This window comes from Microbulbifer yueqingensis (genome assembly GCF_900100355.1).
GTDB classification, from domain to species: domain Bacteria; phylum Pseudomonadota; class Gammaproteobacteria; order Pseudomonadales; family Cellvibrionaceae; genus Microbulbifer; species Microbulbifer yueqingensis.
The window spans coordinates 22879-35332 of record NZ_FNFH01000007.1 but is presented as its reverse complement, the minus strand read 5'-3'; the positions used below and the strand labels follow the sequence as shown (position 1 = coordinate 35332).

12 protein-coding genes and 1 other RNA gene are annotated in these 12454 nt (G+C 64.8%); 6 read left to right on the top strand and 7 right to left on the bottom strand.

The features are described 5' to 3' along the window. Positions 1-38: 38 nt before the first annotated feature. Positions 39-136: signal recognition particle sRNA small type (ffs, locus tag BLT26_RS14460), an RNA gene on the bottom strand. Positions 137-279: 143 nt separating this feature from the next. Between ffs and BLT26_RS14455 the strand changes: the two genes are divergently transcribed. Next, complete coding sequence (locus tag BLT26_RS14455) at positions 280-1125, top strand: 6-carboxytetrahydropterin synthase (protein WP_091516063.1); 846 nt, start codon at positions 280-282, stop codon at positions 1123-1125. 53 nt (positions 1126-1178) lie between these two features. Further along, complete coding sequence (locus tag BLT26_RS14450) at positions 1179-1901, top strand: 16S rRNA (uracil(1498)-N(3))-methyltransferase (protein ID WP_091516059.1); 723 nt, start codon at positions 1179-1181, stop codon at positions 1899-1901. 217 nt (positions 1902-2118) lie between these two features. Here BLT26_RS14450 and ald read toward each other — a convergent pair whose 3' ends face one another. Beyond that, positions 2119-3264, bottom strand: coding sequence for an alanine dehydrogenase (ald, locus tag BLT26_RS14445; protein WP_091516055.1), 1146 nt, complete (start codon positions 3262-3264; stop codon positions 2119-2121). A gap of 198 nt (positions 3265-3462) precedes the next feature. Between ald and BLT26_RS14440 the strand changes: the two genes are divergently transcribed. Continuing rightward, positions 3463-3948: an Lrp/AsnC ligand binding domain-containing protein gene (locus BLT26_RS14440; protein ID WP_091516051.1), complete on the top strand. Its 486-nt coding sequence runs from the start codon at positions 3463-3465 to the stop codon at positions 3946-3948. 58 nt (positions 3949-4006) lie between these two features. Here the strand turns inward: BLT26_RS14440 and BLT26_RS14435 are convergent, their stop codons facing one another. The 3 genes from BLT26_RS14435 to putP all read right to left on the bottom strand — a co-directional run bounded on the left by BLT26_RS14435 (position 4007) and on the right by putP (position 6736). Continuing rightward, positions 4007-4471: an Mpo1 family 2-hydroxy fatty acid dioxygenase gene (locus tag BLT26_RS14435; protein ID WP_091516047.1), complete on the bottom strand. Its 465-nt coding sequence runs from the start codon at positions 4469-4471 to the stop codon at positions 4007-4009. A gap of 107 nt (positions 4472-4578) precedes the next feature. Beyond that, positions 4579-5091, bottom strand: a complete 513-nt coding sequence (locus tag BLT26_RS14430; protein ID WP_091516043.1) for an O-acetyl-ADP-ribose deacetylase — start codon at positions 5089-5091, stop codon at positions 4579-4581. A 175-nt stretch (positions 5092-5266) separates the two neighbouring features. Beyond that, positions 5267-6736: a sodium/proline symporter PutP gene (gene putP, locus BLT26_RS14425; protein ID WP_091516040.1), complete on the bottom strand. Its 1470-nt coding sequence runs from the start codon at positions 6734-6736 to the stop codon at positions 5267-5269. A gap of 205 nt (positions 6737-6941) precedes the next feature. Here putP and BLT26_RS14420 point away from each other — a divergent pair, with 205 nt between their 5' ends. Beyond that, positions 6942-7535 (top strand): hypothetical protein, encoded by a 594-nt coding sequence (locus BLT26_RS14420; RefSeq protein ID WP_217631458.1) that lies wholly within the window; start codon positions 6942-6944, stop codon positions 7533-7535. On the opposite strand, the gene ttcA is transcribed toward BLT26_RS14420, so the two are convergent. Both ttcA and BLT26_RS14410 read right to left on the bottom strand, forming a co-directional pair. Next, positions 7420-8349 carry a tRNA 2-thiocytidine(32) synthetase TtcA gene (gene ttcA / locus BLT26_RS14415; RefSeq protein ID WP_091516037.1) on the bottom strand — a complete coding sequence of 310 codons (930 nt, stop codon included), beginning with the start codon at positions 8347-8349 and terminating at the stop codon, positions 7420-7422. The genes BLT26_RS14420 and ttcA overlap by 116 nt on opposite strands. A 114-nt stretch (positions 8350-8463) precedes the next feature. Next, on the bottom strand, positions 8464-9138 hold the full coding sequence (locus tag BLT26_RS14410) for an arylesterase (protein WP_091516034.1): 675 nt from the start codon (positions 9136-9138) through the stop codon (positions 8464-8466). Positions 9139-9236: 98 nt separating this feature from the next. Here BLT26_RS14410 and BLT26_RS14405 point away from each other — a divergent pair, with 98 nt between their 5' ends. Together BLT26_RS14405 and BLT26_RS14400 are read left to right on the top strand one after the other, a co-directional pair. Then, positions 9237-9974: an ABC transporter ATP-binding protein gene (locus tag BLT26_RS14405; RefSeq protein ID WP_091516030.1), complete on the top strand. Its 738-nt coding sequence runs from the start codon at positions 9237-9239 to the stop codon at positions 9972-9974. Then, positions 9974-12442, top strand: a complete 2469-nt coding sequence (locus tag BLT26_RS14400; protein WP_245720718.1) for an ABC transporter permease — start codon at positions 9974-9976, stop codon at positions 12440-12442. Before BLT26_RS14405 ends, BLT26_RS14400 begins: the two co-directional genes overlap by 1 nt. The last annotated feature ends 12 nt before the right edge of the window (positions 12443-12454 follow it).

The window sequence follows — 12454 nt, the reverse complement described above, 5'->3', positions numbered from 1 at the left end:
ATCGATGTATGGGTGGAGGGGAAGGGAAATGGAGGCAGCCCAACCAGCAACACCCTCGGCACATGACGTCACTGCTACCGTTGCTCCCTTCCGGGCCTGGCGGGGTTCACAGCTGTTCATTGCGAGGGGACCGGAAGGGCCGCCACTGCATGCTCCGGCTTTATGAACTGTGCCGGAGAGGGCGCGATTATAGAGATTCACAGGCGCGAGTTCCACCCCTGTAATGAGGTTATACTGTGCGGCGCAAAGACCCGGAAGTTTTACCCATAAAGGATCCTCATGCACCTCTTTGTCGACAACCTGATCAATATCGATTTCAGCTTCCTCGATCACCGGCGCGGCCTGGTGGGGGAGACCTGGCTGGCCAACGCAGCCCTCGACGGGGCACTCGATGAGCAGGGCATGGTGTGTGATTTCGGCGTAGTCAAGAAGACCCTGCGCCACTGGCTCGACGAGGAGCTGGACCACCGCCTGCTGGTGCCACGGCACTCCCCGCACCTGGAGCTGAAGGAGGAAAATGGCTCCGTCTCTCTCAAATGGCACCTGGCAGATGGCGGGCGTATCTCTGTAAGCGGCCCCCGCCAGGCATTCGCGCTGGTGGATACCGAGACTATCGAGATGGAGAGCGTGGCGGCGTGGAGCGTTGCCCAACTGGCCAGCGCCTTTCCTACCCGGGTAGAGAAACTGCAGCTTTCCTTCAGCTGCGAGGAAATCACTGACGCCTTCTACCACTACAGCCACGGGCTCAAGAAGCACGACGGCAACTGCCAGCGCATCGCCCACGGCCACCGTTCCCGCATCCAGGTCAGCATCAACGGCGAACGCAGCGCGCTCTGGGAGGAACGCTGGGCGGAGCGCTGGCGCGATATCTACCTGGGCACCAGGGAAGACCTGCAGTCCGGTGGCGACGAAGCGCAGCTGCGTTTTGCGTACCAGGCCCGGCAGGGCGAGTTCGGCCTGGAAATTCCTGCCACGCGCTGTGAGTTGCTGGATTGCGACACCACCGTTGAACAGCTGGCAACCCACATCGCCACCACCATTGCCACCGAGGAACCCGGCCACGAGGTGCAGGTGCGCGCCTTCGAAGGGCTGGGCAAGGGCGCAGTGGCAAGTGCCCGCCGCTGACGCCCGCCGCTTCCACGAATACCGGCATCGCCACCGGCCCGGGAGAACCCGCAGTGAACCTGATTATCCTCTTCCCTGAAGATTTCGTTGCGCCGTCCCGCGCCCGGGTCGGCGGACGCAGGCTGGAGCATATCCGCACAGTGCATCGCGCCGTCGCCGGCGACACCCTGCGGGTGGGCCTGCTGGATGAGGGTATTGGTACCGCGCGGCTATTGGGCCTGGATGAAGATAAGGCAGAGCTGGAGGTTTCCCTCGACGCTTCTGCCCCGCCCCCACCCCCGATACCGGTAAAGCTGGTGCTGGCCCTGCCGCGCCCCAAGATGTTGAAGCGCACAATCCAGCACGCTACCGCCATGGGCGTGAAGGAGATCCACCTGGTAAACGCCTACCGGGTGGAGAAATCCTACTGGCAGACCCCCTGGCTGGCGGCAGACAGGCTTCGCGAGCAGTGCCTGCTGGGCCTGGAACAGTCGGTGGACACGGTAATGCCCCGCATCGAACTGCACAAACGCTTCAAACCCTTCGTTGAGGATGAGTTGCCGGCCATCAGTGCCGGCACCGAAGCCCTGGTGGCGCATCCGGTCGGTGCCGCGCCCTGCCCGGTGGATATCGGCCGCCCCGTGACCCTGGCGGTCGGCCCCGAGGGCGGCTTTATTCCCTACGAGGTGGAGAGACTACAGGAACACGGCTTCAGCGCTGTCCACCTGGGCCCGCGGATCCTGCGCGTGGAGACCGCCCTGCCGGTCCTGCTCTCGCGGCTGTTTCCAGCCAGCTGAATTCGGCTCCCCGGCGAGGCACCAATTCTCTACCCACGTAAACAGCAGGCACAAAAAAGCCGCGTAGAACGCGGCACTCAATTGGTGGCTCCCGCCACCGGGTCTCACAGAGAGGGGGGCAGCATAACCCCCGGGGAGAAACTCCCTTAAGCGGCAGGGAAGTCCCCGGCCGTATCACAAGCAACGTCAGATCGCATTAATCCGGGTAGTGCGGCGCTCAGGCCGCCGCGCCCTCTTTCGCCGCCTCTTTCTGCAGCGCCAGTTTCGGGTCGACGAATTCGTAACCCAGCACGTCAGCCACCGCCTCGTAGGTCACCATGCCCGCGTGGACATTCAGGCCTTCCAGCAGGTTGGCATCGTCCAGCAGGGCCTGCTTGGCGCCCTTGTTGGCCAGGGCCACAGCGTAAGGCAGGGTGGCGTTGTTCAGGGCCATGGTGGAAGTACGGGCAACACCGCCCGGCATGTTGGCCACACAGTAGTGAACCACACCGTCTACCACGTAAGTCGGCTCCTGGTGGGTGGTCGCCTTGGAGGTCTCGAAGCAGCCGCCCTGGTCGATGGCAACGTCCACGACCACCGCGCCCTTCTTCATGCGGCTGATCATGTCGCGGGTCAGCAGTTTCGGCGCCGCCGCGCCGGGAATCAGCACCGCACCGATCACCAGGTCGGCTTCCAGGGCATGGGTCTCGATAGCGTCATTGGTAGAGTACTCGGTGCGCACGGCGCCGCCGAAGATATCGTCCAGCTGGCGCAGGCGCGGCAGGGAGCGATCCAGGATGGTGACGTCGGCACCCATGCCCAGCGCCATCTTGGCCGCGTTGGTGCCCACGACGCCACCACCGATGATCAGGACCTTGGCCGGGGCCACGCCGGGCACCCCACCGAGCAATACGCCCAGGCCGCCCTGGGCCTTCTCCAGGTGGTGCGCGCCACACTGTACTGACATGCGGCCGGCCACCTCGGACATGGGAGCCAGCAGCGGCAGGCCGCCGAAGCGGTCGGTCACTGTCTCGTAGGCAATGCAGGTGGCGCCGGACTTCACCAGCAGCTCGGTCTGCTTGGGATCCGGGGCCAGGTGCAGGTAGGTGTAGAGCAGCTGGCCGGGGCGCAGCATCTCGCACTCGTGCGGCTGCGGCTCCTTGACCTTGACGATCATGTCGGCGCTGGCGAAGATCTCTTCCGGCGTATCGATGATCCGGGCACCCGCCTGCTCATACATCTCATCGGTGAAGCCGATGGCAGCACCGCCATCTTTCTGCACGATCACCTCGTGACCGTGGCTGATGAGCTCACGAACACTCGCCGGCGTCAGGCCAATGCGGTACTCGTGGTTCTTAATTTCTTTTGGTACGCCGATCAACATTTTTATTTCTCCCAAGTCTCTGGCGCATGCGCCGGCAAATCAGGTGTCGGGCATACGCCCGTGTTTCTGTGATTTCACCAGTATAAGGAGATATTGAGAGTGTATTTACGCAAGATTTTCTGCTTAACTAGTGGAATCCACTGGTTATGACACCAGGATGGCCGTTTTTTACGCGAACCCACTAATCCGGAGCCACCCATGCGCAAACGCGCCAGTGAACTGAGCACCATCGACCGCAATATCCTGCGGGTCCTGCAAAAGAATGGCCGCACCAGCTACGCCGAGCTGGCGCGCCAGGTGGGCCTGACCGCGACCCCCTGCGTCGAGCGGGTCAAGCGCCTGGAAAGCGACGGGGTGATCCAGGGGTACACCACCCTGATCAACCCGGAGTTCCTGGATGCCGCCCTGGTGGTATTCGTGCAGATACGCCTGAACCGCTCGGCCCAGGACGCCTTCGAGGAATTCCGCAATGCGGTGGCGGAGCTGCCTGAAGTCCAGGAGTGCTACCTGGTATCGGGCAACTTCGACTACCTGATCAAGGCGCGGGTGGCGGACATGAGCGCCTACCGGAAATTCTACGGCGAGACGCTGCTGACTTTGCCGGAAGTGCAGGAATGTACCAGCTACGTGGTGATGGAACAGGTGAAGGAAACGCTGGAAGTACCGGTTCACTACAACCGCTAGGCTGTGGGGCGGGACCGCGGCGGCACCCGCCCGAAAGGCCGAAAGTAGCCGGGTGGCGTCAGTAACGGATCCCCAGGGCGCGGTAGACAAAACCGATAACCCAGGCCGGGCCGATCAGCAGGAACTGCAGGTCCTTGAAAAAGGAGGGTTTCTTGCCCTCGATATGATGGCCGACAAACTGCAGCACCCACATGGTGATAAAGATGCCCAGTGCCGTCTGCCAGACGGGAATACCGATGCGGTCGGCAATCGCCCAGCCCCAGAAGCACACTGCGCTCATCGCGGCCATACCCAGTGCCAGGGGGAAAGACATCACCAGGTAGAACAGCAGCGCGGGCACCAGCGCCACCACTGCCCAGTTCAGCCACGGCAGCGCCGCCATGAATGCCGGCTGCGGGATCTCCCACAGCAGTCCCACCACCGTGGCATAGATGGTTGGTACGGCCAGCCAGTGAATCGCCTTGTTGACCGGGTTCTGGTGGCTCTCGCCGTATTCGGAAAACCACTCCTGTGCAGTGCGCATAGGTCTCGCCCTCTCGTTGTTATCGTTCTGGTTGTTATGGTGCGGCTGCCCCAATCATCCGGCAGCCGCGGGCAGGAATCAATGCCCCGGGAGCGCGCCGGCTTTTTTCAGCGCCGCACCACCGCGTCCAGCTGCAGGCGATAGAGTTCCGCCATGGCCTCGTCGAAGCAGCAGAATACAATGTGGCCGGGCTCGCAGTCCCGTTCCAGGTGGCTCTGCACTTCCTCAACCGCGATTTCCACCGCCTGCTCGGCAGGGTAATCGTAGACCCCGCAACTGATCGCCGGAAAGGCGATCGAGCGCATGTGCTCCCGCCTGGCCAATGCCAGGCACTGCCGGTAGCAGCTCGCCAGCAGCTCCGGCTCGCCCAGGGCGCCGCCGCGCCAGACCGGGCCAACGGTGTGGTAGATGCGTTTTACGGGAATCTGGAAGGCGGGCGTGGGACGGATGTCGCCAACGGGACAGCCGCCGATCTCGCGGCAGGCCTCGGCCAGGGCCGGGCCTGCGGCCCGGTGGATGGCGCCGTCGACGCCTCCGCCCCCGGCAAGCCGCCGGTTGGCGGCATTCACGATTACATCGACCTGCAATCGAGTGATATCACCGACGTGGACTTCGATCACTCAGTATCTCCAACCGCTTATTAAACGAATCGCTGCGGGTGGACATCCTTTTCGCTCTACAGCTGTCGCTACGCCGCGGTGCGGCGGGCGACGGTCACTGAGAACACTGCCGGCTGCGGTGTTTCCCGCACCGGGCCGGCAGCCAGGGCGGCGCCGGCCGGCGCGCTGGAGCTCCTCAGGAGCGCATCAACTGCCGGTGGCGCGATGCCACTGCGGCGGGACATTCCGTCACCGCACTAACTATCACGATAGCAGCTGAGGAGAGGATGAAACCGGGTAACAACTCATAAAGCTCGAAGATGCCCCCGGACAGCTGGCGCCAGACCACCACGGTGAGACCGCCGACGACCACGCCGGCGATCGCGCCGGCGCCCGTCATGCGGGCCCAGAACAGGCTGATCAGCGTGACCGGGCCAAACGCGGCCCCCAGGCCAGCCCAGGCGTAGGCCACCACGTCGAGCACCTTGGAGTCCGGCTCCAGGGCCACGGCCACAGCGATCAGGGAGAGCGCCACCACTGCCCAGCGGCCGACCTTCACCATCGCCTCGGGGCTGGTCTTGCGGCCGAACCACACGTGGTAGATATCCTCCGCCAGCGCCGCCGAACTGACCAGCAGCTGGGAATCGGCGGTGCTCATGATTGCAGACAGGATGGCCGCCAACAGCACGCCCGCCACCAGCGGGTGGAACAGGGACTCCACCAGGGCCATGAACACCCGCTCGCCGTCCGGCAGGGTCTGCGCAAGTTCCAGGTGGCCGAACAGCCCCACCGACATGGCCCCCAGGAAACCGAACAGCGACCAGATGGCGGCCACCGAAGCGGCCACCGGCACGTCGCCGGGCGCCCGTACCGCCATGAAGCGCGCCACGATGTGGGGCTGGCCGAAATAGCCGAGCCCCCACGCCAGCGAACTCAGGATCGCGGCAATGCCCAGGGCCTGGCCGGTACTGTCCTGCATCCAGTGCATCAGCTCCGGCACTTTTTCCTGTAATTGCCCCCAGCTGGCCGCCAGGCCGCCCTCGTCCATGATCACCACCACGGGCACCACCACCAGTGCCAGGCTCATCAGCAGCCCCTGGAACACGTCGGTCCAGGAAACTGCCAGGAAACCGCCAAACAGGGTGTACGAAATCACCGCCGCCGCGCCGATCAGCACTGCCCATTGATAGTCCCAGCCGAACACCGTCTCGAACAGCTTGCCGCCGGCGATCAGGCCCGATGCCACGTAGAAGAGGAAAAACAGCAGGATGAAAAACGCGCAGACCGTGCGCAGGTAGGGATGTGCCAGGTTGAAGCGCCGGTGCAGGTAGGCGGGCACGGTCAGGGCGTCGTCCAGCTCGTAGGTGTAAACCCGCAGCCGCCGGGCCATGGTGGTCCAGCTCAGCACGATGCCGGAGAAAAGACCGATGGCAATCCACCCGGAAGACAGGCCGCTGACGTACGCCGCACCCGGCAGGCCCAGCAGCAGCCAGCCGCTCATGTCAGAGGCACCGGCACTGAGGGCCGCCACGGCCGGCGGCAGGGAACGACCGCCGAGAAAGTAATCACTGGCGTCACGGGTGCGTAGGTAAGCGTAGACGCCGATCGCCAGGATCAGCCCAAGGTAGGCGATGAAAGTGAGCGAGACGAGCCATTCTGCAGACATACTGGATTCCTTGAGTCGGGGCTGCCGTGGGGACCGGGTGACCGCCGCAACGCCCCGTGAATACCAGGGATTGCGCCGGAAAAGGCCAGGGCACACCCTGCGGCTATGTTTTTGTGTTTATTGCGCGCAAATCTACCGATTAGCTGGCGGCAACTCAAACCGCAAACTAAACATTGGGGTAGACACGGAAAAACCTGACAACACTATGGGCATTTGTCTGGACGAATTGAGACTTCTGGTCATTCGTCCCACACTCAAACACCTGCGGGCCTGGTCTGCCGGGATGGAAGACCTGCTCCTCGGCACCGCCGCCCAGGAATCCCAGCTCGGTTTTCACCTGAAACTCGGCCGGCGCCATGGACTGGGGCTCTACCAGATATTGCCGCACACCCACCGGGAAATCTGGGATCGCTACCTGATCGACCACCCCGCCCTGGCTTCCAAGGTGCGCGGCCTGGCCAGCCAGCGGGACTTCCTCGAGCATCCCCACAGCGAACTTACCACCAACCTGCGCTACGCCACTGCCATCGCCTGGCTGATCTATCGCGCCGCCGGGATCGAGCGGATCGAGGAAGGCAATATACGGGCGATGGCCAGGATCTGGCACCGCCACTTCCACCACGGCCCCGTGGCTCGCGCGCGTGACTTCGTGCGCAGTTACAACCGCATGGTAAAGGACGAGATTACAGATTCAGGGCATCAATATACTGCGGCGGCTGCTGTTCCCCGTCGGGCTCCCACTCGCCGGGCAGCCACGAATTCACCTGTCGCTCGATTGAGCGCCCAGACGGTTCGCTAGCGGCCGGACCGGATCGATCCAGTTCCAGGCTGGTGAAATCGTAGAGTTCCGTATCCGCCAGCTGCGACGGCGACACGCGGGTCAGCGCGGCAAAGATATTCTCGGTCCGCCCCGGGAATTTCCGGTCCCATTCCCTCAGCATCTGCTTGATTGCCTGGCGCTGCAGGTTCTCCTGGCTGCCGCACAGGTTGCAGGGAATGATCGGGAATTGCTTGTGTTCGGCGAACCTCTCGATGTCCTCCTCGCGGCAGTAGGCCAGCGGGCGGATAACGATATTGCGCCCATCATCCGCGCGCAGCTTGGGCGGCATGGCCTTCAGCCGGCCGCCGTAGAACATGTTCAGGAAAAGGGTCTCGACGATATCGTCCTTGTGGTGGCCCAGCGCCACCTTGGTCGCCCCGATCTCCTCGGCGAAGCCGTAGAGGGTGCCGCGACGCAGGCGTGAGCAGAGGCCACAGGTGGTCTTGCCCTCGGGGACCACTTCCTTGACCACCGAGTAGGTGTCCTTCTCGACGATGTGGTGCGGCACGCCGAGGGATTGCAGGTACTCCGGCAGGATATGCTCCGGAAAGCCGGGCTGCTTCTGGTCCATATTCACCGCCACCAGCTCGAAACTCACTGGCGCGGTCTTCTGCAGGTTGAGCAGGATGTCCAGCATGGCATAGGAATCCTTGCCGCCCGACAGGCACACCATGATCTTGTCGCCTTCCTCGATCATATTGAAATCGGCGATGGCGCGGCCCACGTTGCGGCGCAGGCGCTTCTGCAGTTTGTTGAATTCCAGTCGCTCGCGACGGTTTTCCAGTTCGGACATGGTGGTACTCGGTAACAGCTGCGGTGCCGTGGCACCGGGATTCGTTCACGCTCTGTGCTCCCGGGGGAGCGGGCCCCGGGGACCCGAATCAGGGCGCGATTGTACGCATTTCACTCAGGGCTTGCACAGTTTCTCTGACCCGTCGGTCTCATCCTCGATCAGCAACCGCACGCAGGGCCAGACATGGTCCAGCAGCGCCGGCTGCGCGGCAGCACTCGGGTGGATGCCGTCGGTCTGCATCCCGTCCTCCTGCAGCGCCACCGGCTCAAGGAAAAAGGGCACCAGCGGCACCTGTTCCGCCCGCGCCACCCGGGGGTACACTGCGGCAAAGGCATCCGTATAGGCGGCGCCGTAGTTGGGCGGCATGCGCATCCCCAGCAGCAGCACGCCGGCGCCCTCCTCCCGGGCCAGCTGCACCATTCGCTGCAGGTTTTTCTGCAGGGCCGGCGGCGGGTAGCCGCGCAGTCCGTCATTGCCGCCTAATTCCACGATCAGCCAGTCGGGCCGGTGTTCCTCGAGCAGCCGCGGCAGACGCGCCAGTCCACCCGCGCTGGTCTCCCCGCTGACGCTGGCATTGATCACATCCACTTCCCTGCCGTGCTCCTCCAGCCGCTCGCGCAGCAACTGGACCCAGCCCCGTGACTCGTCCATCCCGTAGGCAGCGCTGATACTGTCACCGAGCACCAGCAGCTTGTCCCCGGCATGCGCCTCCAGCTGGCCCAACGGGACCAGAAGCAGCAGGCACGCGCCGAATTGCCACAGCCGCTGCCGGAAAAAATTTGTCGTCATGTCATACTCTCCACTGCTTTGGCCGTATACGTACAGGTCATGTCTCGAGCGCACAGCGCTACGCAAGGTCAATAATCAGGCAAGGTTAAGGAATCGCAATGTCCGCCATTCTCAGGGCTGAAAACCTCTACCACCGTGTCCCCACCAGCGAGGGCACCCTTACCCTATTAAATAATATTTCGCTGCAATTGGCCCGCGGGGAAAGTCTCGCCATCACCGGCGCCTCGGGCTCCGGCAAGTCCACCCTGCTGGGGCTGCTGGCGGGTCTGGACAAACCCTCCGAGGGCCGGATCTGGCTCGCTGGCGACGAAATTACCGCGATGGACGAGGAACAGCGGGCCGCGGTGCGGGCCCGCTGCGTGGGCTTCGTATTCCAGACCTTCCAGCTGCTGCCGGGCCTCACCGCCCAGGAAAATGTGATGCTGCCCAGCGAACTGCGTGGAGAGCGCAATGCCGCGGGCCGCGCGGCCGAATTCCTCGCCCGCGTGGGGCTGGAACACCGGCTGGGCCATTACCCGCGCCAGCTGTCCGGCGGCGAGCAACAGCGGGTGGCCATAGCGCGCGCCTACTGCAGTATCGCCGGCGGGGCCTCGGGCAATGACGGCATCCTCTTCGCCGACGAGCCCACGGGTAGCCTCGACGCCGGCAACGGCGAAAGGATCATCGACCTGATGTTCCAGCTCAACGCCGAGTCCGGCACCACCCTGGTGCTGGTAACCCACGAGCAGCGCCTGGCCGAACGCTGCCACTCCCACCTGCGCCTGGCCGCCGGCGAGATCGAGACAGCCGACCTGCTGTCCCGGGACGGCGGCAACCTGTCGGAGGTATCCGCCTGATGGCCGCCACAACACCCATGCTGCCGCTGAAGCTGCTCGGCCGCGACTGGCGTGGCGGCGAGCTGGCCCTGATCGCCACCGCGCTGGTGCTGGCAGTGGCATGCGTGACCGCCATTGCCCATTTCAGCGACCGCCTGACCCGGGCCATGCATATCCAGTCGCAGAGCTTCCTCGCCGCCGAGCGGGTGGTGCGCAGCAGCAAGCCGGTGGATAAGGGCTGGCTGGAGGAGGCCCGTGCCCGGGGCCTGCAACAGGCGGAGACGGTCTCCTTCGCCTCCATGCTGTCGGCCGGCGACCAGTTCCAGTTCGCGGCGGTCAAGGCGGTCAGCCCCGGCTACCCGCTGGTGGGGCACCTGGAGATGCGGCCCGCCCCCGACGCCAGCCGCACCGTCGTGCGCCAGGGCCCGCCGGCCCGCGAGGTATGGCTGGAGCCGCGACTGCTGCCCCTGCTGAACCTGGATATCGGGGATTCACTGCAGATTGGCGAAGCGGCGCTCACCGTGAGCGGGCTGCTGGATCACGAGCCGGATCGCAGCGACAACCTGTTCGCCATGGGCGCGCGGGTGCTCATGAATGTCGCGGACCTGCCGGCCACCAATATCATCCAGCCCGGCAGCCGGGTGCGCTACCGCTACCTGTTCGCCGGTGACGACGTGGCGCTCGCGCGCTATTTCGACTGGCTGGAGCCCCGCCTGACCGAGCACCAGAGGGTGATCGACCTGCGCGAAGGCCAGCCGCGGGTGGCCTCGGCGCTGGATCGCGCCGAGAGCTTCCTGTTCCTGGCGGGCAGCCTGGCCGTGCTGCTGGCCAGCGTGGCGGTGGGCCTGGCGTCACGCCGTTACAGCCTGCGCCACACCGCCTATGTCGCCGTGATGAAGAGCCTCGGGGCCGGACGCGCCAAGGTACTGCAGATCTATATCGGCCAGCTGGTGGCGCTGGCGTTTTGCGCCACGGCGGCGGGGCTGCTGATCGGCAGCCTGGTCCAGGCCCAGGCGGTGACCCTGATGGCGGACTTCTTCCCCGTGGACCCGCCGCCCAGCGGCTGGAGCCCGCTGCTGGTGGGCCTGGCCACCGGCTTCGCCTGCGCCTTCGGCTTTGCCCTGCCCCCGCTGTTCCGCCTGGCCCGCACCGATCCCATGCAGACCCTGCGTCGCGACTGGAGCAATCCCGACCGCCGTGAGTGGCTGGGACTGGTACTGGGCCCCACCAGCATGCTGCTGCTGATCTGGTGGCTGTCAGGCAGCCTGCCCATTACCCTGGCGCTCTTCGCCGGCATGGCCCTGCTGGTGGGCGGCAGCGCACTGGTGAACCTGCTGCTGGTGCGCGGCCGGCTGGCCTCCCTCGGCGGTCCCTGGCGCATCGCGCTCGGCAGCCTGCAGCGCCGGGCGGCCTTCAACACCCTGCTGATCGCAGCTTTCGGCACCGGATTACTGGCGATGCTGTCCCTGGTGTTCGCTCGTACTACATTGATCGACGAGTGGCGCATGCAACTTCCGGAAAACGCGCCCAACCACTTCCTGATCAATATCGCGCCCCACGACGTGCAGGGACTGCAGTCCCTGCTGGATGAGAACGGAGTCCAGGCAACCGAGCTGTACCCCATGGTGCGCGGCCGGCTGGTGGCCATCAACGGGGTGCCGGCGAAGGAGCGCAAGGAGCAGGCCGGAGCGCTGCGGCGCGAGCTCAACCTCAGCTGGACCGAAAACCTGGCGCCGGATAACCGTATCCTCGCCGGTAAGTGGTGGGATGAGGCTGACGAGGGCGTATCCGTGGAAGTCGAGCTGGCAGCGCGCCTGGGCCTGGCGCTGGGGGACCGACTGCGCTTTTCCATCGGCGGGCTGGAGGTCGAGACGCACATCGCCAGCCTGCGCTCGCTGGACTGGAACAGCATGCGGCCGAATTTCTATATGCTGTTCGCACCCGGCACCCTGGACGACTTCCCGGCTACCTATATCACCAGCTTCTACCTGCCGCCGGAGCGCAAGTTGCTGGTCAACGACCTGGTGCGGGAGTTCCCCAGCGTCAGCGTGATCGAGCTGGACAAGATCATCCAGCGCATCCGCGAGACCATCGACCAGGTGTCGCTGGCGATCGAGTCAGTGATGGCCCTGATGCTGGTGGCCGGGGTACTGGTGCTTATCTCGGGCGTGCGCGCAAGCATTACCGAGCGTTTGCAGGAAGCGGCAATTATCCGCACACTTGGCGGCCGCCGCACGCTGCTGCTGCAGAGCCTGGTGATCGAGTTTGGCCTGCTGGGCATAGCCGCGGGACTGCTCGCTGCCATCGGCGCCGAGGCTACACTCGCGGTCCTGGCCACCCGGGTGTTCGAGCTGCCCTTCACCATGCATCCCCTCCTGTGGCTGCTCGGCCCGCTGGCCGGGGCACTGCTGGTGGGCGTGGCCGGTACCCTGGCCTGCCGCAGCTCGGTCAGTCAGCCGCCGCTTAAGGTGCTGCGGGAACTGGCCTGATAGAATCGTATC